26 protein-coding genes and 4 tRNA genes (1 of these 30 cut by a window edge) are annotated in these 24,200 nt (G+C 65.9%); 24 read left to right on the top strand and 6 right to left on the bottom strand.

Annotated elements, in window-relative coordinates; all coding sequences use genetic code 11:
• The first annotated feature begins 34 nt into the window (after positions 1–34).
• From RH857_RS04470 to RH857_RS04445, 6 genes are all read left to right on the top strand, one after another.
• On the top strand, positions 35–487 hold the full coding sequence (locus RH857_RS04470; RefSeq protein ID WP_310536769.1) for a hypothetical protein: 453 nt from the start codon (positions 35–37) through the stop codon (positions 485–487).
• Between the two features lie 24 nt (positions 488–511).
• Positions 512–769: a hypothetical protein gene (locus tag RH857_RS04465; protein WP_310536768.1), complete on the top strand. Its 258-nt coding sequence runs from the start codon at positions 512–514 to the stop codon at positions 767–769.
• An 82-nt stretch (positions 770–851) separates the two neighbouring features.
• A complete protein-coding gene (locus RH857_RS04460) occupies positions 852–1,064 on the top strand; it encodes a hypothetical protein (RefSeq protein WP_310536767.1) in 213 nt (70 codons plus the stop codon).
• Positions 1,064–2,272, top strand: a complete 1,209-nt coding sequence (locus RH857_RS04455; protein ID WP_310536766.1) for a LysM peptidoglycan-binding domain-containing protein — start codon at positions 1,064–1,066, stop codon at positions 2,270–2,272. Before RH857_RS04460 ends, RH857_RS04455 begins: the two co-directional genes overlap by 1 nt.
• 9 nt (positions 2,273–2,281) lie before the next feature.
• Positions 2,282–2,680 carry a hypothetical protein gene (locus RH857_RS04450; RefSeq protein ID WP_310536765.1) on the top strand — a complete coding sequence of 133 codons (399 nt, stop codon included), beginning with the start codon at positions 2,282–2,284 and terminating at the stop codon, positions 2,678–2,680.
• Between the two features lie 262 nt (positions 2,681–2,942).
• The gene (locus tag RH857_RS04445) at positions 2,943–3,683 is read left to right on the top strand and encodes an SOS response-associated peptidase (RefSeq protein WP_310536764.1); all 741 of its coding nucleotides are present in this window, start codon (positions 2,943–2,945) and stop codon (positions 3,681–3,683) included.
• Between the two features lie 6 nt (positions 3,684–3,689).
• Here RH857_RS04445 and RH857_RS04440 read toward each other — a convergent pair whose 3' ends face one another.
• Entirely contained in the window at positions 3,690–4,079 is a 390-nt protein-coding gene (locus RH857_RS04440; protein ID WP_310536763.1) for a hypothetical protein, read from the bottom strand.
• Positions 4,080–4,152: 73 nt separating this feature from the next.
• On the opposite strand from RH857_RS04440, the gene RH857_RS04435 reads away from it, so the two are divergent.
• The 5 genes from RH857_RS04435 to RH857_RS04415 all read left to right on the top strand — a co-directional run bounded on the left by RH857_RS04435 (position 4,153) and on the right by RH857_RS04415 (position 7,289).
• The gene (locus tag RH857_RS04435; protein ID WP_310536762.1) at positions 4,153–4,479 is read left to right on the top strand and encodes a hypothetical protein; all 327 of its coding nucleotides are present in this window, start codon (positions 4,153–4,155) and stop codon (positions 4,477–4,479) included.
• On the top strand, positions 4,476–5,636 hold the full coding sequence (locus RH857_RS04430) for a baseplate J/gp47 family protein (RefSeq protein ID WP_310536761.1): 1,161 nt from the start codon (positions 4,476–4,478) through the stop codon (positions 5,634–5,636). The genes RH857_RS04435 and RH857_RS04430 overlap by 4 nt, the downstream gene beginning before the upstream one ends.
• Positions 5,637–6,323, top strand: coding sequence for a hypothetical protein (locus tag RH857_RS04425; protein ID WP_310536760.1), 687 nt, complete (start codon positions 5,637–5,639; stop codon positions 6,321–6,323).
• A gap of 49 nt (positions 6,324–6,372) precedes the next feature.
• Positions 6,373–6,455: transfer RNA gene (locus RH857_RS04420), tRNA-Leu, on the top strand.
• Between the two features lie 210 nt (positions 6,456–6,665).
• The gene (locus RH857_RS04415; protein ID WP_310536759.1) at positions 6,666–7,289 is read left to right on the top strand and encodes an ANTAR domain-containing response regulator; all 624 of its coding nucleotides are present in this window, start codon (positions 6,666–6,668) and stop codon (positions 7,287–7,289) included.
• Here the strand turns inward: RH857_RS04415 and RH857_RS04410 are convergent.
• From RH857_RS04410 to RH857_RS04390, 5 genes are all read right to left on the bottom strand, one after another.
• Positions 7,270–7,938, bottom strand: a complete 669-nt coding sequence (locus RH857_RS04410; RefSeq protein WP_310536816.1) for a cytochrome c oxidase assembly protein — start codon at positions 7,936–7,938, stop codon at positions 7,270–7,272. The two genes, RH857_RS04415 and RH857_RS04410, sit on opposite strands and share 20 nt — an antisense overlap.
• Before the next feature lie 18 nt (positions 7,939–7,956).
• Entirely contained in the window at positions 7,957–8,130 is a 174-nt protein-coding gene (locus RH857_RS04405) for a hypothetical protein (RefSeq protein WP_310536758.1), read from the bottom strand.
• Between the two features lie 116 nt (positions 8,131–8,246).
• On the bottom strand, positions 8,247–8,600 hold the full coding sequence (locus RH857_RS04400) for a DUF2243 domain-containing protein (RefSeq protein WP_310536757.1): 354 nt from the start codon (positions 8,598–8,600) through the stop codon (positions 8,247–8,249).
• 12 nt (positions 8,601–8,612) lie between these two features.
• The gene (locus RH857_RS04395; protein ID WP_310536756.1) at positions 8,613–9,398 is read right to left on the bottom strand and encodes a hypothetical protein; all 786 of its coding nucleotides are present in this window, start codon (positions 9,396–9,398) and stop codon (positions 8,613–8,615) included.
• Between the two features lie 85 nt (positions 9,399–9,483).
• Positions 9,484–9,939, bottom strand: a complete 456-nt coding sequence (locus tag RH857_RS04390; RefSeq protein WP_310536755.1) for a hypothetical protein — start codon at positions 9,937–9,939, stop codon at positions 9,484–9,486.
• Positions 9,940–10,099: 160 nt separating this feature from the next.
• On the opposite strand from RH857_RS04390, the gene ilvD reads away from it, so the two are divergent.
• The 13 genes from ilvD to RH857_RS04325 form a co-directional block, all read left to right on the top strand.
• The gene (gene ilvD / locus RH857_RS04385; protein ID WP_310536754.1) at positions 10,100–11,851 is read left to right on the top strand and encodes a dihydroxy-acid dehydratase; all 1,752 of its coding nucleotides are present in this window, start codon (positions 10,100–10,102) and stop codon (positions 11,849–11,851) included.
• A 316-nt stretch (positions 11,852–12,167) separates the two neighbouring features.
• Positions 12,168–14,048: an acetolactate synthase large subunit gene (locus RH857_RS04380; RefSeq protein WP_374761117.1), complete on the top strand. Its 1,881-nt coding sequence runs from the start codon at positions 12,168–12,170 to the stop codon at positions 14,046–14,048.
• 11 nt (positions 14,049–14,059) lie between these two features.
• Positions 14,060–14,596: an acetolactate synthase small subunit gene (gene ilvN, locus RH857_RS04375; protein WP_310536752.1), complete on the top strand. Its 537-nt coding sequence runs from the start codon at positions 14,060–14,062 to the stop codon at positions 14,594–14,596.
• Between the two features lie 80 nt (positions 14,597–14,676).
• Positions 14,677–15,705 carry a ketol-acid reductoisomerase gene (gene ilvC, locus RH857_RS04370; protein ID WP_310536751.1) on the top strand — a complete coding sequence of 343 codons (1,029 nt, stop codon included), beginning with the start codon at positions 14,677–14,679 and terminating at the stop codon, positions 15,703–15,705.
• Between the two features lie 182 nt (positions 15,706–15,887).
• On the top strand, positions 15,888–17,477 hold the full coding sequence (gene serA / locus RH857_RS04365; protein ID WP_310536750.1) for a phosphoglycerate dehydrogenase: 1,590 nt from the start codon (positions 15,888–15,890) through the stop codon (positions 17,475–17,477).
• 55 nt (positions 17,478–17,532) lie between these two features.
• Entirely contained in the window at positions 17,533–19,143 is a 1,611-nt protein-coding gene (gene metG, locus RH857_RS04360) for a methionine--tRNA ligase (RefSeq protein ID WP_310536749.1), read from the top strand.
• Positions 19,143–20,222 carry a 3-isopropylmalate dehydrogenase gene (locus RH857_RS04355; RefSeq protein ID WP_310536748.1) on the top strand — a complete coding sequence of 360 codons (1,080 nt, stop codon included), beginning with the start codon at positions 19,143–19,145 and terminating at the stop codon, positions 20,220–20,222. The genes metG and RH857_RS04355 overlap by 1 nt, the downstream gene beginning before the upstream one ends.
• A gap of 13 nt (positions 20,223–20,235) precedes the next feature.
• A complete protein-coding gene (locus tag RH857_RS04350) occupies positions 20,236–21,309 on the top strand; it encodes a branched-chain amino acid aminotransferase (RefSeq protein ID WP_310536747.1) in 1,074 nt (357 codons plus the stop codon).
• Between the two features lie 32 nt (positions 21,310–21,341).
• Positions 21,342–22,115, top strand: a complete 774-nt coding sequence (locus RH857_RS04345; RefSeq protein ID WP_310536746.1) for a fumarylacetoacetate hydrolase family protein — start codon at positions 21,342–21,344, stop codon at positions 22,113–22,115.
• Between the two features lie 35 nt (positions 22,116–22,150).
• Complete coding sequence (gene gltX, locus RH857_RS04340; protein ID WP_310536745.1) at positions 22,151–23,692, top strand: glutamate--tRNA ligase; 1,542 nt, start codon at positions 22,151–22,153, stop codon at positions 23,690–23,692.
• Between the two features lie 125 nt (positions 23,693–23,817).
• Positions 23,818–23,889 (top strand) — tRNA-Gln (locus RH857_RS04335).
• Between the two features lie 92 nt (positions 23,890–23,981).
• A tRNA-Glu gene (locus RH857_RS04330) sits at positions 23,982–24,054 on the top strand.
• 91 nt (positions 24,055–24,145) lie between these two features.
• Positions 24,146–24,200: transfer RNA gene (locus RH857_RS04325), tRNA-Glu, on the top strand; it runs 121 nt beyond the window's last position.

Below are 24,200 nucleotides of genomic sequence, written 5' to 3'. Positions count from 1 at the left end.
CGGGCATGACCCATACGACACGGGAGACTTCCCCATGAGCCCTCATCGACGGATCCCGCGGTGGTTCTGGTCCAGGGTCGCGACACCTAAGTGGCTCACCATCCTCTCAACCATCGGTTACCTGGTGGCGTTCGCCGCCGGGGGGTACGCGATCATCAATCAGCCAAGCTCCCTTGAAGGCGCGGTTGGTGGGGTGTCCATGTACTCCCTCTCCGCACTGCTGGTCATTGGTGGGCTCATCGGCGCCCCGACCGCGTTGTTCGGGGAATGGAAGCTCGAACGATGGGCGGCACTGCTGGCCGGCATCGGCACTCTCATTTATGTGCTTGTCATCATCGCTCTGCATTTTGAGGGGAGCGGAAACCGGCTACTCCAGGCCGGTGAAGTCACTATCGGCCTGCTGGGGATCATCGCGCGCGCGGTCTACGTGTGGCAGCGCCCCATCGCACCAGCCCGGGAGACAGTACTCGGCCAAGGTCGACTTTAACGGCGGACAGGAGGGGTGCCCGCCATGACGGAAGCACTGCAGACCATCATCCCACTGGCCACGGCCCTCGGACTTGGAACGATCCTGCCGAAGCTCGTGCAGTGGATCATCGACAAGATCACTCGCCGCGACGAGGAAGAACGCAACGCGTGGCGGCAGCGTGACATCGAAGCACAACTGCGCCGCGAATACGAAGAAGTCCTGCACGAGACCCGCCTGCAATGGCACCGGGAGACCGGCAAGGAATTCGGCGACATGCCGATGCCGCCGGCACCCAAGTAGGGACCGTCCCACAGGTGAGCCGGGATCTGACGCGTACTGGGGGTGACATTCCAGTCACCGATCCTGCCAGGAGGGCAGACCAGTGCCGAAGCTTCCGCCCGAAGACGAACTCGCACCCACCCATGAACTCGGTGGGGATCCTACCGATGAAGACGTGCCGACCCCGGACCTGGACGACTACGACACCGATCCGGAGCCGGGACTCGCTGAGCCCGTGGAGGTCGAGCATGTCGCGATCCCTGAAGAGGAAGACGCCGACGAGCGCGACATCTTCGACGGCGAGGAGGTCATCTGATGGTCACCATCCTGCCCCGCCGTACCTGGACCGATCAGCCCAAGGGCTTCACCCGGATCAGCAACCGTCGCCGCACCCCCGCCAACGTCCGCACCGTTACCCCGCACTACCCCGCGGTAGGGAATGTGATCATCGGGGCGGAGTCTCAGGCTCAGTCCTGTGCACGCCTGCGTGGCTGGCGGTCCATGCACATTCGCGTCAATGGGTGGGCTGATCTGGGCTATGACTACGCGATTGACCAGGCAGGCCGGATCTATGAATGCTCCGGGCATTCTCACGCCACCGCCCACGCACTGAATAACAACTTCACCGCGATCGGTGTGCTCTTCATTGTGGGCAACAATGAGGCCCCGTCGGCTGCGGCTCGTGCCGCTTTCCGTGCCCTGGCCGCGCACCTGAAGCGCACCGCCTTCCCGAACCTCCGGACACGTCCGGTGGACCACGGCAACATGCCCGGCAACGCGACCAGCTGCGCGGGTCAGCCGATCCGGCGGGTCATCACCGCTGGGCAGCTGGACTTCGGGGGCACCACACCCCAGGCCTCCACCGGGTCCAGCACTGCCCGCCCGGGTGGTACGTACACGGTGCGGGCTGGGGACACCCTCGGTGGTATCGCCTCCGCCCATGGCACCACGGTGAGTGCTCTGGCTTCCGCCAACGGGATCACCAACGTGGACTTGATTCGCGTGGGCCAGCGGCTCACTATCCCCGGCGGAACCAGCGGATCTTCCGGTGGTTCGTCCTCGGGTGGTTCCCGCCCTGCTGGGCGTAGTGCTGAGACCCAGTGGCCAGGGCGCCCCCTGGATCAGATCTTCACCGCCAACCGCAACCCTTTCCGGGGTAAGTCGGGTCTGCCGGTCAACACCTGGTTCGACGTCGTCCCCGCCTCACACTCGGCGGCGTTCTTCGAGTGGCTGCGCCGCGCCGGGTTCACCCCCACCAGCACCAGCAAATGGGGCCACGAAGAGCTCGCCCGCCAGTGGCTGCTGCGATCACACCGTGCGGTGACTCAGCGGGCGGATGTGCAGCGCCTCGGCGGCGGCACCTTCGGCAACCCCCGCAGCATCTGGGCGGCCGTGCAGGTTGTCCTTTCCCAGGAGCCAGCATCCCGCCGCTACTCCGGTGCCATCGACGGGCAGCCCGGCGCCATGACCTGGTGGGCCCTCACCGCACGCCTCAACGTCCAGCGTGGCGCCTACAACCGATAGGAGACCCCCGTGACTGAGCAGGAATACCTCGGCAACGACAAGCCGAAGAAGCATGTGGTCGAGGGCAGTGATGAGCTGAAGCGTAACCCCGGGCCGTCAACTCAAGAGGTCCACCCTTGGAAGGCCACCCTCCGCACTGTGGTCGCCACCGTCATCGGCCTGGTGACCAGTGGGCTACTGACCCTTCTGGCGGAGATCGCAGTCGAGGCCACCACTGGCACGGACTTCGCCTCCTCCACTGAGGCGTTCCTGGCCTTCAGTGTCGCCACCACCGGTGCTGTCACCAGGATCATGGCCAACCCCTTGGTGAACGCGTGGCTGATCCACATTGGTCTGGGTACCGGGGTGGAGCTGGAGGCGTCCTACAAGCAGAAGCAGGCCCGGCTGGCACGCGACACCGGCCACTGAGAACTTTCGCTGGGGCGTCAACACCGGTTGTCCATGTGTGCGGTGAAGGACGCTCACGACGCCAACGTGTTCCTTGATGGCTAGGCGTACCTGCGCCCCAGCGAACAAGTCCGATCCTGTACCCTGGTGCGGCCGCCGGTGACGTCCTCCCGCGTCCACCTCCAAGAACCGGCGGCAAACAAGAGCCCCCGTGAATCGCCCCTGGCTGAGTCACGGGGGCTCTGCACGTGCGACCGCTACGCCGTCCGGTTACGCTGGGCGCATGTGCGGGCGATACGTCACAAGCCGGTCTGGCGCTGAGCTGGCCACCCTGCTACGGGCTGACCTCGGCGACGGCTACAACGAGCGGGTGTCCTACAACGTCGCGCCAACGACGGACGTACCTGTGTTGCTGGAACGCCCCGGCGACACCGGCACCCCTCACCGGGAGCTCCACACCGCACGCTGGGGACTGCTCCCCATCTGGGCCAAAGACAAAGCCCAGTCCGCCCGGGCCTTCAACGCCCGCTCAGAAACCGTCATCGAGAAGCCCACATTCAGGTCCGCTGTCCGGACCAAACGGTGCGCCGTCCCAGCTGATGCCTACTACGAGTGGTGGAAAGACCCCGAAGGCAACAAACGCCCCTACGCGGTCCGCCGGCAAGACGGGCAGCCCCACCTGTTCGCTGGACTCTATGAGTGGTGGCGGGACAAGAACGCCGGCGACGATGAGCCCTGGATCCTCTCATGCACGATTCTCACCGGCCCCTCACCCGACCACGGGCACGCCGGCTTACTCGGTGAACTCGCCGGCCTTCACGACCGGATGCCACTGCCACTATCACCAGAGACCGTGGAGGACTGGATCAAGCCGGGCGACCTGGATAAGACAGACGCGGAGACCCTGGTGGAGCGTGTCCGCGGTGAGGCGCTTTCCGTGGCCGCCGACTGGGAGATCTACGAGGTCAGCAGAGACGTAGGGAACGTCCGGAATAACCACCCGGGGCTACTGGAGCCGGTCTAGTCCGACTTAGCTGCCGTACCAGCGCTTGTGCAGTTCCACGCGGCGCCGTTCCTCCGCCTGCTTCTCCGTCTCGTGCTGCTCTAGGACAGCGTCCCGTTCCGCCTCATCCTCTGGTAGCCAGTGCGACTCCCACTGGACGGCCACCCACGACGGCTCATCACTGCGGTCACGGTGGCCGACGGCGTACCCACGCCCATGGAATTCTCGTGCGACCGCGGCACCCGGCCGCATCAGCCCGTACTTCAGGCGCAGCCGCTCCCGGCCGACGACTTGCAGAGCGAGTCCCCACAAGTACCGCTTGTGCTCTTCGGTGGGCTCGCCGAACCCTTCGGTGTGGGCCTGCAGCATGGTCGCGTACAGCCTGGTCGCCTCACTGGTCCGGTCCACACCATCCATGCCGCCCAGTGTAGAAGCGTGAGCCGGTCGGTCCCTCCCACCGGGGGCCGCGGCGGGCAGGCATCATGCGCCTATGACCCAAGGCGTCCTGAGCTTCCCGTTCCGCTTCACCCCTCAGGGGTCCGCGGCCATCGCGCCCTTCGGCTCAGACCAGGAGGTCGAGGAGGCCATAGCAGTGCTCACCCTGACCAAGGTCGGTGAGCGAGTCATGGAACCTGACTTCGGGATCAACGACCCCACCTGGAACGGCATCAGTCCCGGCGATATCGAGACCGGTCTAAGCACATACGGACCGGAGGGGATCCAAGTCGAGGACGTTGAGGAGCAGGTCATCTCAGAGACACAGTCTGCGTACTCCGTCCGATGGGCGCGAGAGGAAGTCGAGGACGAGGCCGTATGAGTGAAATCCCCACGGGATCCCCGGACGCGCCACAGCCGGTGGTCCCTGACCTTCTGGACTGGGCATCTGAGGAGCAGCTGCTGGACACCATCCTCGAGCATCTGCGCGCCGTGGTGCCTGAGTTCGAGCCCCGCGCTGGGCACATGGAAGTGGTGCTGGCCGAGGCCCTCGCCCTGGGTCTGGCGCCGCTGGCGTTCGCGGTGCAGGAGGTCCCGACCCGGCTGGTGGAGCAGATCCTCGCACTGCAGGGTATCCACCGGGATCAGGGCGCTCCGGCGACTGGTGTGGTGCAGTTCGACACGGCCGGGTACGGGCCCGTCTATGAGGTGCCTTCGGGGACTCGGCTTCGGGTCACTATGGAGTCGACGGGGGAGACAGCTGACTTCCTGACGACCGGGCGGTTGGAGATCCTGATCGCTGAGGGGGCGTCGGGGCGGGTGCGTGTCCGGGCGGAGGAATCCGGCCGGCACCTGAACCAGTTGCCGCGGGGCGCCAGCCTGGAGCTGGTCGACAACCTGCCGTTCGTGGAGCGGGTGACGCTGGTGGAGACCACGGTGGGTGGCCGTGACGTGGAGACGGACGCGAGTCTGCATTCCCGGGCGGCGTCGACATTCGGCCGGTTGACTTCGACCCTGGTGATGCCGGAGCACTTCCAGCAGGCGGTGCTGTCCCGCCCGGAGGTGGGCCGCGCGAGGATCGTCGACGTCTATGACCCGACCAGCCCAAACACGGCACCGGGGGAGGACCCTGGGCATGTAACGGTGGTGGTGGCCGACAACGATGGGCAGCCGTTGACAGAGGTACAGCGTCGCGACATCGCGGAATGGATCTCTGACCAGGCTCTGGCTTCCCTGGTGGTGCACGTAGTGGCCCCGACGTACACGGACGTCTCTATCGAGGTGGAGGTGCAGGCCCGGCTAGGGGTACCTGTCGACACCGTACGCGATGCAGTGGTCCGGCGCCTCGAGGCTTGGCTTTCCCCATCGCAATGGGCCTGGGGGGATACCGTCCGCCAGTACGACGTCGTGGGTCAGGTGCTGAACGTGCCCGAGGTCGCTGGCGTCGTGAGCGTCTCAGAAGACATCCCCTTGGAGGGTGTTGCTCCCCTTCCGAGGTTGCAGGATCTCACCGTGACTGTGCGCGATGGGGTGAGCTGAATGTCTGAGCAGCCCCTCGAGCAACCCCTGTCCTGGACTGACGAGCACGACGCGCCTGTGCATTCATTCACTCGGGACTGGTGGGGTCGACTCCCGCAGGTCTACCAGCAGCTGGATCGCGTTCAGCGGCCCTACCCCGTGCCGCTGCTTCGCTACCTCGACGGTGTAGGGCACCTGGCCGGGCAGGTCCGGGACCTCAACAACCGCATGTGGTCAGGAGAGCTCCTGGACCTCGATGGGGCCCCAGATCGTCTGCTGCCGTGGCTCGCGTACCTGCTGGGCTTCCCCGAGGAGCAGCGCCGCGCATCATCGGAGCAGCTCAGGGAGCGTCTGAGGTCTCACGTCAGTGGCGGTGGACATCCGGTCGGGACGAGGGGCCACATTGCTGAGACTGTGCGGGGCTTCCTCCGTCCCGGTGCTCCAGTCCAGGTGTTTGCGTCGTCACAGTTCCCGTGGACCCTCATCATCGGTGTGAATAAGTCCGATGTGCCAGGGGGTGACTATCTTCGTCTCGAAGAACGCATCCGTGCAGCGGGGGTTATCCCGGCGGGGCATGCTCTGCGCCTTCAGGAGGTGCTGGCTACATGGGATCAGTGGGAGGCCGCCGCGGGTCAGACCTGGGAGGAAGTCCAGGGGAACATCCGCACGTGGCAGGACTCTGACTCTGCCGGGGTCGAGCTGCAGTAGAACCTTCGAGTCGCGTCACTGTGGGGCTGGTGATTATGCTTGTGGGGTTGCCCGCGTGGCGGAATGGTAGACGCAGCGGATTCAAAATCCGCCGGCCGCGAGGCCGTGGGAGTTCGAGTCTCCCCGCGGGCACAACCCTCACTCCTACCGTGTCAACAAGGTTCTGAGGGCCTCAGAGCGGTGTTGACGCCGTCAACCATGAGCGCGATTCAGCGCAATGGTTCGCAACGGTAGACTTACTGGTTGCAAGGGGTCAGGAGTGGCCCAGCCCGGAGAATCAGGCGGCCTGGTGGGTTCGAGTCCCACCGCGGGCACACCTGTGAGCATTCCTGAAGGAGCCCCGTGACTGAAGAGAACCAGACCCAGCAGCAGGGCGAGCCCTCCGTGGAGGGCGAGGTTCCCCGCCGCGTCCTGGTGGCCGAGGACGAGACCCTGATCCGGCTGGACATCGTGGAGATTCTCACCGGTGCCGGCTATGACGTGGTCGGCGAGGCCGAGAACGGCGAACGGGCCGTGGAGCTGGCGCGCGAGACCGAGCCTGACCTGGTCGTCATGGACGTGAAGATGCCCGTCATGGACGGCATCACCGCAGCAAAGACCATTGCGGAGGAGCGCATCGCTCCCGTCGTCATGCTGACCGCTTTCTCCCAGCGGGACCTCGTCGAGTCAGCCCGCGAGGCTGGAGCGATGGCCTACGTGGTCAAGCCCTTTGGAGAGAACGATCTGATTCCCGCCATCGAGGTCGCCGTCGCACGCTTCGATGAAATCCGTGCCCTGGAGCAGGAGGTCACCTCCCTGGCGGACAAGTTTGAGACCCGCAAGCTGGTGGACCGGGCCAAGAGCTTGCTCACCACCAAGATGGGGCTCTCGGAGCCCGAGGCCTTCCGCTGGATCCAGAAGACCTCCATGGACCGTCGACTCACGATGCGAGAGGTCGCAGAGACCGTCATCGACCAGATGGGCTGAGGCGCCGGCCCGCTTCCCGGCGCCGAATCGGCCCTCGAGTCCGGCTGCGGTACCAGCCCGCGAAGAGCGCGATGGCCAGCAGAATCTCGGCTCCATCACCGCCGTAGTACATCAGCTGAGCTGCGCTGCGCAGCTCCTCGGCTCCTGCCGCGCCATCGGCGCCGTGATGTGCGGCAGTAGGCAGGGACTCGGCCCGCGAGTAGATGAGGGTGGCCAGCCACGCATGGAGGCCTCCGCTGAGCACCAGCACCGCGGCTCGGGTCACTACTCCCGGTCGGCGAGGCGCGGGGTCAGGCCCGGCGATGGACCAGGCGAACAGTGTCCCCGCGAGGACGAAGTGCACCATGAAGATCACGTGCCAAGCCCACGAGGTCATCATGAGGGTGTAGACCGGTGTGAGGTAGAGAAGGAACAGCGGCCCGATGTGCAGGGCCGCGGCCGTGGCGGGATGGGACACCAGGTGCAGACCTGTACTCTTCAGCACCCGACCAAGACGAGCGCGCCAGGTGGTGCTGGCCGCCCCCAGCACCACTGTCACCGGTGCCCCGAGCAGAAGCAGCAGCGGGGCGTACATCCCGATCAGCAGGTGCTGAAGCATATACCCGGTCGCCTCTGCGGCACTCACCGCCGGTGAGAGACCCCAGCCCAGAAGCGCGGCGCCGAAGAGTCAGCTGCCGGTGCGCCACGGGTTCCAGCCGCGCTCCAGCTGAAGTCGCCGACGCACCAGCAGCAGCAGATACCCCGCAGCGAGAACCAGTACCAGCGCGGCAGGCAGGATCCACCCGACGCCGTCCACGGCACCTGTAGGTGTAGCGGGGGCATGCACGTGGGCCAGCCTCACGAAGACTCCGGACTCCTCGGGGACCGGGAGCGCACAGCCAGCACCACGCCGATGAGGAGCAGCAGGGCTCCTGCACCGTTCCAGGCGGGGTCGTAGGCCAGCACATTCTCGACGTCCTACCGGATCTGATGCACTCGCAGCAGCTTGTGGTTGACCAGCCCGTCGAAGAGCTGGAACCCGCCGGCGCCGAGGAAGAATCCCGCCCAGGCGGGCCGAAGCACCAGGGCCCTGCGATGCCGCAGCTCAGCAATCATGAAGAACCCGGCCACGATGAGCACCAGCTGTGCGGCGTGCAGCAGGCCGTCGGAGAACAGTCCGATCTCCGGGGTGGAACGGTCGTAGAAGTGGTGCCAGCCCAGCAGCTGGTGAAAGACGATCTCGTCGACCGCCGCCATGATCCCCACACCCACCATCGCGGCAGCTCCCATGGACCGCCGGGGCTGGGGGCCGCTGTTGGGGACCGGGGTCATCGGAAAGCTCACTTAGAAGGCGGCCAACTGGGCGTCGATGAGCTCTTCGAGCTCCTCGCGTCCGTAGCCCTCCTGGTAGACATAGACGGAGTTGTTGCCGTGCTCCATGATGGCGAGTGAAATGGTTCGATCGCGGGTGCCCCAGCCGCTCCACTGGGGAATGTCGCCAGAGAGGGTCACTCCGACGAAATCCCGGTACTCGAAGAACTCGAGGTCCTCGGGATCAAACTCTGAGTCCGGCTCAGACTCCATCAGCGCCTCCATCACGTCCTCGCCGCAGCTGGAGGAGGCCTCCTGCCACAGACCTGCGAAGGCAGGACTTGCGTCCTCGTAGCTGGCGATGCCCACCACCATGAACGACGGCGAGGAACTCGGGGAGGAGACCACCGCTTTGCCGCCGATGGTGCTGGGCAAACGGCTGAAGTTCGCGGCCATCTCATCATCATTGGCCACGTCGCGCAGGAAGGTCATGCAGGGCTCGGAGAGCTCGGCGGCGTCGAAGGTCGAGGAGGAGCCGGCGTCGTACCGGTCGAGTTCCTCGGCGAGCTCCTGCTGCATCTGCCGGAACTCAGCCTCCGCCTCGTCCAGATCAGCATCGGCCCAGAGGTTCAGCGGCCAGGGATCCAGGGCAAGGCTGCCGACGACGCTACCCTCCACGGGAAAGTCCTCGGCGTCCACCAGCACCGTCTCCAGCTCCTCGGAGGTCAGGGTCGCCTCGCTGCCGGTGGGTCCCCGATCGAGCAGGTCAGTGGTCAGCAGCAGCGTCACCACCACGCCAGCCAGGGCCAGCAGGCCCACGATCAGCGCGATGATCAGCCCCAGACGGGATTTCCGGGCCGGGCGGGGTGGTTCACCGGGACCGAACTGCCCGGCCGCGCCTGCGTCATAGGGCGGCTGCGAAGGGGGGCTGGCCGCCGCCGTAGGGCGCGGCTCCGCCGAAGCCCTCGTGCTGCCCGAAGTGCGGCTGGTGTCCCGTGTGCTGAGCAGGGTACTCCTGAGGTCCCGGCTGCTGGCTGTGGAGCTGCTGTGTGTGGAACTGCTCAGCGGGCAGATGCTCGGTGGGGAAGTGGTCTACGGAGGACTGCGCGCCGGAGCCTGCCTCGGCCTGGGGCTGTGCAGACCCGGCCGGTGGCGAGGTCGTCTCCGCAGTGGCCTGCTGGCCCGCCGACCGCTGCTCAGCCGACTCTGGGCTGGTCCGAGTCTCGGGATCAGTCTCCGTGGGTCGCGGGCCTGATTGCGGCTCCACTGACCCTGCCCCGGAGGGGGTGGGGGAGTCCTCAGGTGTGGTCCCGTCGGCGTCTGGTTCGGGGGAATGAGGCGGCTTCGGCTGATCCGTCATGGTGCTTCCGTTCACGAGATGGCCCGTTCCCTTACTCACCCTAGCGGCCGATGCCGCACCCACCTAGGGGAGCCCGTGCACAGCAGGGGCGCTACTCGGATAGTGAGACAGCTCGCGTTCCCTCACGCGCGCCCGAGAGGCCCAGGCATAGAATCAAGTCATGTCCGCACCCACTGAGGAAACGCCCTTCACCCCGCCCAAGCCCGTCACCGGCCCCTCCGTTCCGGAGAAGCCGCGCAGCTGGCAGGTCACCGACGGCTACACCCGCGCGCCCGCGCGCGGCATGCTGCGCGCAGTAGGCATGGGCGACGACGACTTCAAAAAGGCCCAGATCGGCATCGCCAGCTCCTGGAACGAGATCACCCCGTGCAATCTCTCCCTGGACCGTCTGGCGAAGGCTTCGAAGGAGGGCGTCCACGCAGGTGGGGGATACCCCATGGAATTCGGCACCATCTCCGTCTCCGACGGCATCTCGATGGGTCATGAGGGTATGCACTACTCCCTGGTTTCCCGAGAGGTCATCGCTGACTCGGTGGAGACCGTGATGCAGGCCGAGCGCCTGGACGGCTCCGTGCTGCTGGCCGGCTGCGACAAGTCCCTGCCCGGGATGCTCATGGCCGCCGCGCGCCTGGACTTAAGCTCCGTGTTCCTCTACGCAGGTTCGATCATGCCGGGCATCGCTCGCTTCAAGGACGGCACCGAGAAGCAGGTCACCCTCATCGATGCGTTCGAGGGTGTGGGCGCCTGCGCCCGCGGCACCATGAGCGAAGAGGACCTGGACGTCATCGAGCGCGCGATCTGCCCGGGCGAAGGTGCCTGCGGCGGCATGTACACCGCCAACACCATGGCCTGCATCGGTGAGGCGCTGGGACTGTCCCTGCCGGGCTCCGCCGCACCGCCGTCAGCGGATCGCCGACGCGACTACTACGCCCACAAGTCGGGTGAAGCCGTGGTGGAGCTGCTGCGCAAAGGCATCACCACCCGCGACATCCTCACCAAGAAGGCCTTCGAGAACGCCATCGCCGTCACAATGGCCTTCGGAGGCTCCACCAACGCGGTCCTGCACCTGCTGGCCATCGCCCGCGAAGCCGAGGTGGATCTGACCCTGGACGACTTCAACCGCATCGGCGACCGCGTGCCCCACCTGGGCGATCTCAAGCCCTTCGGTCAGCATGTGATGGCCGACGTCGACAAGGTCGGCGGTGTGCCCGTGGTCATGCGTGCCCTGCTGGATGCCGGACTGCTCCACGGTGACGTGCTCACCGTGACCGGCAAGACCGTGGCCGAGAACCTCGAAGCGATCAACCCGCCGGACATTGACGGCAAGATCATCCGCACCCTGGACAATCCCATGCACCACAACGGCGGCATCGCCGTGCTCCGCGGATCCCTGGCTCCGGAGGGCGCCGTTGTGAAGTCCGCCGGCTTTGACGCAGAGGTCTTCGAAGGCACGGCCCGTGTCTTCGAGCGAGAGCAGGCGGCGCTGAAGGCGCTGGAAGAGGGCAAGATCCAGGCGGGCGACGTCGTCGTCATCCGCTACGAAGGACCCAAGGGTGGCCCGGGTATGCGCGAGATGCTCGCCATCACCGGTGCCATCAAGGGCGCCGGACTGGGCAAGGACGTCCTGCTTATCACCGACGGTCGGTTCTCCGGAGGAACCACCGGTCTGTGCATCGGCCACATCGCCCCGGAAGCGGTGGACGGCGGCCCGATCGCTTACATCGCTGACGGCGACCGCATCCGCGTGGACATCGCGGCCCGCAGCATTGAGCTCGAGGTGGAGGAGTCGGTGCTGGCCGAGCGTCGCGCAGACCCCGCCTGGCAGCCCCTGCCGCCGTTCGTGACCACCGGTGTGCTGGGCAAGTACGCCAAGCTGGTGCGCTCGGCAGCCGAGGGCGCCTACTGCGGCTGAGCATCCAGCCCTGGGGTTGCGCTAATACCGCGGCCCCAGGGCGAGTCAGCTCCGCGAAGTGCTTTACCGGCAGAGCTGTCCACAATATGAGACGGGAATAATCCCGCATTGACACACATCACACCGGCGGCAAGGATAGAAGCCATGCGCATCCAGCTAGTAGTAGTACCCGTCATTAGCCCCGCCGGGCACTGACGGCCTGCTCACGCACCGCGCACGCCAACCGTTGACCCCGGCACAAGAGCCCCACAGGGAAGCTCCTGACGCCGGGGTTTCGTCTGTGTCGGGGTATACGAGAACCACCACAGGGACAGGTATGACTATGAGCACAGCACCAGCCGCGAGCCCCGCCCGTGCCGATGCCGCCCCCCGCGAGGGCCGCATCACCACCGCAGACCAGCGCCTCTACGGCCCCGGACGCAGCGTAGCGCCGGAGCAGGTCACCGGCAGCCAGGCCATCATTCGCAGCCTCGAGGAGCTGGGAGTGACCGACGTCTTCGGCATTCCCGGCGGCGCCATTCTGCCCACCTATGACCCGCTCATGGATTCGGAGAAGGTCAACCACATTCTGGTCCGCCACGAACAGGGTGCGGGCCACGCCGCCCAGGGGTATGCGATGGCCACCGGCAAAGTCGGTGTCTGCTTCGCCACCTCCGGACCCGGTGCTACCAACCTGGTGACCCCGCTGGCCGATGCCCACATGGACTCCGTGCCGATGGTGGCGATCACCGGGCAGGTCAACGCACAGGTCATCGGCACCGACGCGTTCCAGGAAGCCGACATCGTCGGCATCGCCACCCCCATCACCAAGCATGCCTTCCTGGTCACCGACGCCGACCAGATCCCCCAGGTCATGGCCGAGGCGTTCCACATCGCCTCCTCCGGTCGCCCCGGTCCCGTGCTGGTGGACATCACCAAATCCGCTCAGACTGCTCAGACCACGTTCTCCTGGCCGCCGAAGATGGAGCTCAACGGCTACCGCCCCGTCACCCGCGGTCACGCCAAGCAGATCCGCGAGGCCGCCAAGCTGATCCAGCAGTCCACGCGCCCGGTGTTCTACATCGGCGGCGGCATGATCAAGGCCGAAGCCTCCGAGGAGTTCATGGCTCTGGCTGAGGCCGTGGGAGCTCCGGTGGTCAACACCCTGATGGCCCGCGGCGCCTTCCCGGACTCGCACCCGCTGAACGTAGGAATGCCCGGCATGCACGGCGCGGTCTCCGCCGTCGCCGCCCTGCAGCAGGCCGACCTGCTGATCACCCTCGGTGCGCGATTCGACGACCGGGTCACCGGGCAGTTGGACACCTTTGCCCCCGAGGCCAAGGTCATCCACGCGGACATCGATCCCGCCGAGATCTCCAAGAACCGGTTCGCCGACGTGCCGATCGTGGGCTCGCTGAAGGAGATCGTGCCCGAGCTGACCTCCGCGGTGGCTCAGGTCTTCGAGGCGGAGGGACGCCCCTCCCTGGAATCCTGGTGGCAGCGCCTGACCCGTTTGCGCGAGACCTACCCCCTGGGCTGGACCGAGCCGGAGGACGGACAGATCGCGCCGCAGAAGATCATCCAGAAGATCGGCGAGGCCTCCGGTCCTGAAGCCATCTACGCCGCCGGTGTGGGGCAGCATCAGATGTGGGCCGCACAGTTCGTCAGCTACGAACGCCCCCGCCAGTGGCTGAACTCCGGCGGACTGGGCACCATGGGCTACTCCGTGCCGGCTGCGATGGGTGCCGCCGTGGGGCAGCCTGACCGCACGGTGTGGGCGATCGACGGCGACGGCTGCTTCCAGATGACAAATCAGGAGCTGGCCACCTGCGCGATCAACAAGATCCCGATCAAGGTCGCCGTCATCAACAACTCCAGCCTCGGTATGGTCCGCCAGTGGCAGACCCTCTTCTACGAATCCCGCTACTCGAACACTCACCTGAATACGGCGGTCAGCCCCGACGGCGCCGACGTGGTGCGGATCCCTGATTTCGTCAAACTTGCCGAGGCCTACGGCTGCGTGGGACTGCGCTGTGAGCGGGAGGAAGATATCGATACGGTGATCGCCCAGGCCATGGAGATCAACGACCGCCCCGTCGTCATCGACTTCGTGGTCTCCCGCGACGCTATGGTGTGGCCGATGGTCCCCGCGGGCGTCTCCAACAGCGACATCCAGGTCGCACGCAATATGACCCCCGACTGGGACGACGAGGAGTGAGGCAAGCGACTATGAGTGAGAACAACACCACCGCCCGGCGCACCCTCTCCGTCCTGGTCGAGGACGTCCCCGGCGTGCTCTCCAAGGTCTCGGGACTCTTCGCCCGCCGCGCCTTCAACATCCACTCCCTGGCCGTGGGCCCCTCCGAGCTGGAAGGCCTGAGCCGCATCACCGTCGTCGTGGATGCTGATGCCGTGCTGCTAGAGCAGATCACCAAGCAGCTGAACAAGCTCATCAACGTCATCAAGATCATCGAGCTTGAACCCACCAGCTCCGTGCAGCGCGAGCATCTGCTCATCAAGGTCCGGGCCGACGCCGCAGCTCGCCTGCAGGTCACCCAGGCCGTGGAGCTGTTCCGCGCCAAGATCGTGGACGTCTCCACCGACTCCCTCACCGTGGAGGCCACGGGCGCTGCTGACAAGCTCGATGCTCTGCTCAGCGTCCTGGAGCCCTTCGGGATTCGCGAGATCGTGCGTTCCGGAACACTGGCCATCTCTCGCGGCGCCAAATCGATGACCGAGAAGGCCCTGCCGGCCAAGACCCGCTGACCTGCGCGGAACCCTCCGCGGACCAGCAACGACCTGCTAGACCACCACCACTGAAACCCCAACTACGAGGAGATCTCGACATGGCTGACCTCTACTACGACGACGACGCCGACCTGTCCGTGCTGTCTGAGAAGACCGTGGCCGTCATCGGCTACGGCTCCCAGGGCCACGCCCACGCCCTGTCCCTGCGCGACTCCGGCGTGAACGTCGTCGTGGGCCTGAAGGAGGGCTCCAAGTCCTGGCCCAAGGCCGAGGAGCAGGGCCTGACGGTGAAGACCGTGGCCGAGGCCGCTCAGGCCGCCGACGTCATCATGATCCTGGTCCCGGACCAGCACCAGGCTGACGTCTACTCCGCAGAGATTGCACCCCACCTGAGCGCAGGCAACGTACTGCTCTTCTCCCACGGCTTCAACATCCGCTTCGGCTACATCCAGCCCCCGGCCGACGTCGACGTCGCCATGGTCGCCCCCAAGGGTCCCGGCCACGTCGTGCGCCGTGAGTACGAAGCAGGCCGCGGTGTGCCTGCGCTGGTCGCCGTGGAGCAGAACCCCTCGGGCAAGGCCAAGGACATTGCCCTGGCCTACGCCAAGGGCATCGGCGGCACCCGCGCTGGCGTCATCGAGACCACCTTCACCGAGGAGACCGAGACCGACCTGTTCGGTGAGCAGGCTGTGCTCTGCGGCGGCGCCTCCCAGCTGGTGCAGTACGGTTTCGAGACTCTCACCGAGGCCGGCTACAAGCCCGAGATCGCCTACTTCGAGGTACTCCACGAGCTCAAGCTCATCGTGGACCTCATGGTCGAGGGCGGCCTGACCAAGCAGCGCTGGTCCATCTCCGACACCGCGGAGTTCGGTGACTACGTCTCCGGTCCTCGCGTGATCTCCCCGGAGGTCAAGGAGAACATGAAGGCCGTGCTGGCTGACATCCAGTCCGGCGCCTTCGCCCAGCGGTTCATGGACGACCAGCGCAACGGCGCCAAGGAGTTCGCGGAGCTGCGGAAGAAGAACGAGTCCCACCCGATCGAGTCCACCGGCCGCGAGCTGCGCAAGCTGTTCTCCTGGATCAACGACCAGGAGGACGACTACACCGAGGGCACCGCCGCGCGCTGAGCATGTCTCGGCAGCGCGCACACGTCGCGCTCGCCTGATGGCCGCGTGTGATGGCCGCGGCCTTCACTCCAGAAGGCGTACTAAGGTAGGTGGGGGCTGGTCCGGATATTACCGGCCGGCCCCCACCAGTCTTCACCGCCTACCGCATCAGAAGAATCACTACGTTGAAGAAGAAGGAACCTGTGAGCACTCGCCCTCTCGTCGTCCTCGCCGAAGAACTCTCGCCTGCCACCGTTGAGGCTCTCGGGCCCGACTTCGACATCCGGCAGTCCGATGGCACCGACCGTCCCCGCCTCTTCGCCGACATCGCCGAGGCCGATGCGCTCATGGTCCGATCCGCCACTCAGGTGGACGCGGAAGTCCTCTCTCACGCCAAGAACCTCAAGGTCGTGGCCCGGGCCGGTGTGGGTCTGGACAACGTTGATATCAAGGCCGCCACCGAAGCCGGCGTGATGGTCGTCAACGCCCCGACCTCCAACATCGTCTCCGCCGCCGAGCTCACCTGCGCCCACATCCTGGGTCTGGCCCGCAACATCTCTCCGGCGCACCAGGCGCTGAAGGCCGGCGAGTGGAAGCGCTCCAAGTACACCGGCGTGGAGCTGCAGGACAAGACGCTGGGCGTCATCGGTCTGGGCCGCATCGGCGGTCTGGTTGCCGAGCGGATGAAGGCCTTTGACATGGAGATCCTGGCCTACGACCCTTACGTCACCTCGGCCCGCGCCCACCAGCTCGGCGCCCAGCTGGTCACCCTCGACGAGCTCTACGAGAAGTCAGACGTCATCACCATCCACATGCCCAAGACGCCTGAGACGCTGGGCATGCTCAACGCTGAGGCGTTCGCAAAGATGAAGGACAGCGTCTTCCTCATCAACGTGGCCCGCGGCGGACTCATCGACGAGGAGGATCTTGAAGACGCCCTGGAGGCCGGCACCATCGGCGGGGCCGCCGTGGACGTCTTCTCCACCGAACCCTCCACCGACCTGCCGTTCTTCACCCGGGAAAACGTGGTGGTCACCCCGCACCTGGGCGCCTCCACCCACGAAGCCCAGGAGAAGGCAGGCATCTCCGTGGCCAAGTCCGTGCGCCTGGCCCTGGCCGGAGAGCTGGTGCCCGACGCCGTCAACGTGGCAGGCGGAGCCATCGACGAGCTGGTCCGCCCCGGCATCCCGCTCATCGAGAAGCTGGGCCGTGTGCTCAATGCGCTGGCCGACGAGGCCTTCACCGACATCGAGACCGAGGCGGCCGGTGAAATCGCCGAACTCAACGTCTCCGCCCTGCAGCTGGCGGCCCTCAAGGGCGTCTTCACCGACGTGGTCAACGAGCCCGTCTCCTACGTCAACGCCCCCGTGCTGGCCGAACAGCGGGGCATCTCAACCCGCCTGAGCACCACCACCGAGGTCGAGGACTACCGCAATGCCCTGACCGTGCGGGCGGCAACCTCCTCCGGCACCAACCTGGAGGTCCGCGGCACCCTCACCGGACCCAAGCAGATCCAAAAGATCGTCGGCATCAACGGTTATGACCTGGAGATCACCCTCACCGAGCACCTGGTGGTCTTCGAATACGCGGACCGGCCCGGCGTCGTCGGCGCCCTGGGAAGGATCCTCGGCGAGCACTCGGTCAACATTGCCGGCATGCAGGTCTCCCAGAACAGGGAAGGCAGCGCACTGGCGGTGCTGGCCGTGGACTCCGCCCTGCCGGCAGGAGTGCTGGAGACCATCAGCGCCGAGGTTGGCGCCAGCCTGGCCGCCGAAGTCAACCTCGAAGACTGACACCCACCACGGCCGACTGACACCTCCTAGCTGACGCGAGGATACGAGGACACCCATGGCAGAGAAACCCGCCTACTACATCACCACGGCCATCTCCTACCCCAACGGAGAGCCGCACATCGGCCACGCCTACGAATACATCGCCACCGATGCCATGGCGCGCTTCAAGCGGCTGGACGGCTACGAGGTCATGTTCCTCACCGGCACCGACGAGCACGGTCAGAAGATGCAGCAGTCTGCGGAGAAGGAGGGGCTGACTCCCTACGAGCTGGCCACCCGTAACGCGGCAGCCTTTAAGCGCGTCGACGACGAGGTGCTGGACATCTCCTACGATCGCTTCATCCGGACGACGGACGAGGATCACTATGCGGCCTCCCAGGCCATCTGGAAGCGCATGGTCGAGGCCGGGGACATCTACCTGGACAAGTACGCGGGCTGGTACTCGGTGCGCGATGAGCGCTTCTTCACCGAGGATGAGACCGAGGTCCGCGAGGGCGGGCAGCGCTACGCCGTCGAGACCGGAACTCCGGTGACCTGGACGGAGGAGGAGTCCTACTTCTTCCGCCTGTCCCAGTACCAGGACAAGCTGCTGGAGTTCTACCGGTCCAACCCCGACTTTGGCGGGCCCCGCAGCCGGTTCAACGAGGTGATCCGTTTCGTGGAGAACGGCCTCGATGACCTCTCCATCTCCCGCACCACGTTCGACTGGGGAGTACCGGTGCCTCAAGAGCTCACCGACGGCGAGACCGACCTGAAGCATGTGATGTACGTCTGGGTGGACGCCCTGACCAACTACCTCACCGGTGTGGGCTTCCCCGACACCGAATCCGAGCGGTTCAAGAAGTTCTGGCCTGCAGACGTGCACGTCATCGGCAAGGACATCTCCCGCTTCCACTGCATCTTCTGGCCCGCCTTCCTGATGAGCGCGGGCGTGGAGCTGCCCAAGCGCGTGATGATTCACGGATTCCTGCACAACGCGGGGGAGAAGATGTCCAAGTCCGTGGGCAACGTCGTCGCCCCGGAGAACTGGGTGGCCACCTACGGCTTGGATGCCGTGCGCTTCTTCCTGCTGCGGGAGTTCCCGTTCGGCCAGGACGGTTCCTACACCCACGACGCCGTCGTCGGGCGTAAGAACTCCGACCTCGCCAACAACCTCGGCAACCTCGCCCAGCGTTCCCTGAGCATGATCGTCAAGAACTGCGACGGCGCGATTCCGCAGCCCGGTGACTACATCGACGCCGACCGCGCCATTCTGGCTCAGGCGCAGGAACTGCTGGAGACCTCGCGTGAGGCCTACCAGACCCAGGACTTCCACCATGCGCTGGAACGCACCTGGTACGTGCTGGGGGAGGCCAACGCCTACTTCGCCGACCAGGCCCCCTGGCAGCTGAAGAAGACCGACGTGGAGCGGATGAACACCGTGCTCTACGTGACCGCCGAGATCATTCGCAAGGTGGCACTGCTGGTCCAGCCGGTCATGCCCTCCTCCGCCACCAAGCTGCTGGACGCCCTGGGCATCCCCGCTGAAGGCGACGCGGGGCGCACCAACGCCTCGGGCGCCGGAGCACGCAGCTTCGCCTCCTTCGACCAGGCGCTCCAGCCGGGAACCCCCATCGAAAAGCCTCAGCCGATCTTCCCGCGGCATGAGGAAGCAGAGGAGAACTGATGGCCCAGAGCACTTCCCCCACCCTGGATATCGCCGTGATCGCCGGTGACGGCATCGGACCGGAGGTGATCGCCGAGGCGCGCAAGGCGCTGAAGGCGGCCCTGGTTCCGGAGTCGGCGTCGGTGACCTTCACCGACTACACCTTGGGCGCTGAGCACTGGCTGTCCACCGGTGAGACGCTGACGGACGCGACGCTTGAGGCGCTGCGGGGTCACGACGCGATTCTCTTTGGCGCCGTCGGCGCTGATCCGCGGCATGCCACCATTCCTTCGGGGCTCATCGAGCGTGAGCTGCTGCTGAAGCTGCGCTTTACCCTGGATCACAGCATCAACCTGCGCCCCTCGCGCACGTACCCCGGTGTGGCCACTCCGCTGGCGAAGAACGAGGACTTCGACTTCGTCGTCGTGCGGGAAGGTACCGAGGGCCCCTACGTGGGCAACGGCGGCACCATTCGCCGGGACACCCCTGAAGAGATCGCCACTGAGGTCTCGCTGAACACCGCCCACGGAGTCCGACGGGTGGTCGTGGATGCCTTCCGCCGGGCCCAGGAGCGGCGCGGTCAGCTGACCCTGGTGCACAAGAACAATGTGCTCACCCACGCCGGCAGTCTGTGGACCCGCACCGTGACGGAGGTGGCTGCGGAGTTCCCCGACGTCAGCTGGGACTACATGCACGTGGATGCGGCCACCATTCACCTGGTCACCAACCCGCAGCGGTTTGACGTGATCGTCACGGACAACCTCTTCGGAGACATCCTGACTGACCTTGCCGCGGCAATCACCGGCGGCATCGGACTGGCCGCCTCGGGCTCCATCAACGCCGAAGGCACCGCGCCATCGATGTTCGAACCCGTGCACGGCTCTGCCCCCGATATTGCCGGACAGGGAATCGCCGATCCCACCGCAGCGGTGCTCTCGGCGGCCATGATGCTGGAGCACCTCGGGCTTCAGACCGCCGCCACGCGAATCACTGATGCGGTCAACGCGCAGCTGAGCGAGTGGGCCGCCGCTGGCGGGGGAGAGGGCCTGACGACCACCCAGCGCGGAGATGCCTTCGCCGATAGAATCGCCTCACTCTAAGAAAGGCTCCACCATGCAGTTCGACGTTCTGACCCACCCCACTCCCACCAGCGAGCAGCGCCGGGCGGAGATTCTCGCTGACCCCGGCTTCGGCGTGAACTTCACTGATCACACCGCGGTCATCGACTGGACGGCGCAGAACGGGTGGCAGAACGCACGGGTAGAGCCTTACGGGCCCATCAGCCTGGATCCCGCCGCAGCTGTGCTGCACTACGCCCAGGAGATCTTCGAAGGCATGAAGGCCTACCGCCACAGTGACGGCGGCGTCTACACCTTCCGGCCCTTCGCCAATGCCGCACGCATGAACAAGTCGGCCGTCCGGATGGCTCTGCCCGAGCTGGATGAGAAGGTCTTCGTGCAGGCCTTGGAGGAGTTGCTGGCCCAGGACAAGGAGTGGGTGCCCACCGGCGAGGGCGAAGCGCTCTACCTGCGGCCGTTCATGTTCGCCACCGAGGCCTTCCTCGGTGTGCGGGCCGCCAAAGAGGTGACATTCCGGGTCATCGCTTCCCCGGCAGGCAACTACTTTGGCGGCGAGCTGAAGCCCGTGCGCATCTGGGTCTCCCGAGACTTTGCCCGCGCCGCACCCGGGGGCACCGGCGATGCCAAGACCGGCGGCAACTACGCCGCCTCGCTGCTTCCCCAGCAGCAGGCTGCTCAGAAGGGGTGCGACCAGGTGCTCTTCCTGGACCCGCTGCATGACAACGCCATTGAAGAGCTCGGGGGTATGAACGTCTTCCTGGTCACCAGTGACAACCGCCTGCTGACCCCGGCGCTCACCGGAACCATTCTGGAAGGCATCACCCGCGACTCGGTCATACAGCTGGCCAAGGACCGCGGGATGCAGGTCGAGGAGCGCCGCATCACCCTGGACGAGTGGGACCGCGGGGTGACCGACGGCACCATCACCGAAGTCTTCGCCTGCGGCACCGCGGCAGTCATCACCCCCATCGGCGAGCTCATCGACGGGGAGAAGACCATCGCCTCCACCGGCACCGGTGAGGTCACCCAGGCCATCCGCGACGAGCTGCTGGGCATCCAGCTGGGCACCGTCGAGGACCGCCACGGCTGGATGCACAAACTGGCCTGAGCGCCGCTGCCCGGCTCGGTTAGAGTTGGGGTATGCGCATTGCCCGTTTTGTACACGACTCGGACCCCGCCTACGGCATCGTCGCCGGGGAGCCGGGTGAAGAGACCATCACCGTCCTCGCTGGGGATCCCTTCTACCAGGGGATCCAGCAGACCGGGGAGACCCACAAGCTCGACGACGTGCGGCTGGTGGCTCCCATCATTCCGCGTTCGAAGATCGTCGGTGTAGGGAAGAATTACGCCGCCCACGCCCGGGAGATGGGCGGCGAGCCCCCGGTCTCGCCGCTGCTGTTCTTCATCCCCAACACCGCCGTCGTCGGTCCGGGAGAACCCGTCACGCTGCCCTCCTTCTCCGAGGAGATTAGCTACGAAGTGGAGCTCGCCGTCGTCATCGGGCGCATCTGCAAGGACGTTCCCGTGGAGCGTGTGCCCGAGGTGATCTTCGGGTACACCGTGGGCAACGACCTCACGGCCCGCGACGCGCAGCGCAGCGACAACCAGTGGGCCCGCGCCAAGGGCTTCGACGGCTCGACTCCGCTGGGACCGTGGATCGAAACCGAGCTGGACACTGAGGACCTGCGGATCACCAGCCGTCTCAACGGTAAGACGGTGCAGGACGGCAGCACCTCCGAGATGATCTTCGGGATTCCCGAGCTGGTCTCCTACATCTCCCAGGCCTTCACCCTGCTGCCCGGCGACGTCATCCTCACCGGCACCCCTGCCGGCGTCGGTCTGGTGGAAGCCGGTGACCGCGTCGAGGCCGAAGTTGAAGGCATCGGCACCCTCACCACCATCTTCCGCTCGTAATCTCGCGAATCCATCCAAGGAGACCCCTCACCCCGATGAGCGCCCCCGTAGCTCCCCCCAAAGACATCCCTGCCGTCGACGCTGACACTCCGGTCCGGGTGCGGTTCTGCCCGTCCCCGACCGGCACACCTCACGTGGGCCTGATCCGCACCGCGCTGTTCAACTGGGCCTACGCCCGTCACACCGGCGGCAAGCTGATTTTCCGCATTGAGGACACTGACGCCAAGCGAGACAGCGAAGAGTCCTACCAGCAGCTGCTCGAGGCGCTCCGCTGGCTCGGCATCGACTGGGACGAAGGCGTGGAGACCGGAGGCCCGCACGAGCCCTACCGCCAGTCCCAGCGCTCAGAGATCTACCAGGACGTGCTGAGGAAGCTCAAGGGCACCGGCTTCGTCTACGAGTCCTACTCCACACCGGAGGAGATCGAAGCCCGTCACCGGGCGGCCGGACGCGACCCCAAGCTGGGCTACGACGGGTTCGACCGTGATCTCACCGAAGAGCAGATCGCCGCCTTCCGCGCTGAGGGACGCGAGCCGGTGCTGCGGTTCCGTATGCCCGACGAGGACATCACCTTCACTGACCTGGTGCGCGGGGAGATTACCTTCGCGGCCGGGTCCACCCCAGATTTTGTGGTGGCACGGGCCAACGGCCAGCCGCTCTACACCCTGGTCAACCCGGTCGATGACGCACTGATGGAGATCACCCATGTGCTGCGCGGCGAGGACCTGCTCTCCTCGACCCCGCGTCAGGTGGCGCTCTACCGGGCCCTGCATGCCGTGGGCTTGGCCAAGTACATGCCGGCTTTCGGCCATCTGCCCTATGTCATGGGGGAGGGGAACAAGAAGCTCTCCAAGCGTGATCCGGAGTCGAATCTCTTCCACCACCGCGACCGCGGCTTCGTCCGCGAGGGACTGCTGAACTACCTGGCCCTGCTGGGGTGGTCGCTCTCGGCCGACGAAGACATCTTCACCGTCGATGAGCTCGTCGAGCACTTTGACGTGGCGGATGTGCTGGGCAACCCGGCACGGTTCGACCTGAAGAAGGCCGAAGCCATCAACGGCACCCACATCCGCCGTCTTGATCCCGGTGACTTCCGCGACCGGCTCGTACCCTATCTGCAGGCCCTGGGACTCGTGGATGAGGAGCTCACCGAGCGGCAGGCAGCGCTGCTGGATGGAGCCGCCCCGCTGGTCCAGGAGCGTATTGCTCTGCTGGGCGAGGGCGCCGACATGATGGCGTTCCTCTTTGTCTCCGATGAAGAGCTGGCCATCGAGGACAAGGCTTTCAGCGGCCTCGGCGAGAAAGACGCCGTCCTGGAGACGCTCGACGCCGCCACCGCGGCGCTGCAGGGCATTGATGAGTCCTCCTGGAGTACCGAGAGCATCGAAGAGGCGTTGCGTGTGGCGCTGATCGATGGTCTGGGCCTCAAGCCCCGCAAAGCCTTCGGTGCGGTGCGCTCGGCCGTCTCGGGCCGCAAGGTCTCACCTCCGCTATTCGAGTCGATGGAGCTGCTGGGCAAGGAGTCCTCCATGGCACGGCTGCACCGCTTCCGCTCACTCGTGGAGTCACGGGACTGATTCGCCTGATCGCGCGGTGGGCCCTGGTCCTGTCCGGTTTTGCGCCAGGGCCCATTCAGCGTGTAAAGTAGTTACCCGTGCGAGGCGCTCCCCGGGAGGGCCTCGCGGGTTCGAAAAGTGAACATTGGGCTATGGTGTAATTGGCAACACAGCGGTTTCTGGTACCGTCGTTCTAGGTTCGAGTCCTAGTAGCCCAGCGGATCGATTCACGAATCGATCACGAGGTCTGGTAAGATTTCGTCGTTCTCGTCACGGGAACAGCGGAGTCCAAGGACTTCGCAGAGCATACGGCCCCATCGTATAGCGGCCTAGTACGCCGCCCTCTCACGGCGGTAACGCGGGTTCGAATCCCGCTGGGGTCACTCACCACGCGTGAGGCCTCGGATCTTCTGATCTGGGGCCTCAGCTGTGTGGTAATGAGTGCAGCTCACGTATGCGCACAACATCATACTTGGCCCCATCGTATAGCGGCCTAGTACGCCGCCCTCTCACGGCGGTAACGCGGGTT

Source organism: Nesterenkonia flava (genome assembly GCF_031432335.1).
In the GTDB taxonomy this organism is placed as follows: Bacteria; Actinomycetota; Actinomycetes; order Actinomycetales; family Micrococcaceae; genus Nesterenkonia; species Nesterenkonia flava.
Note: the sequence above shows the minus strand (reverse complement) of the source record. Positions and strands in the feature narration are given on the sequence as shown.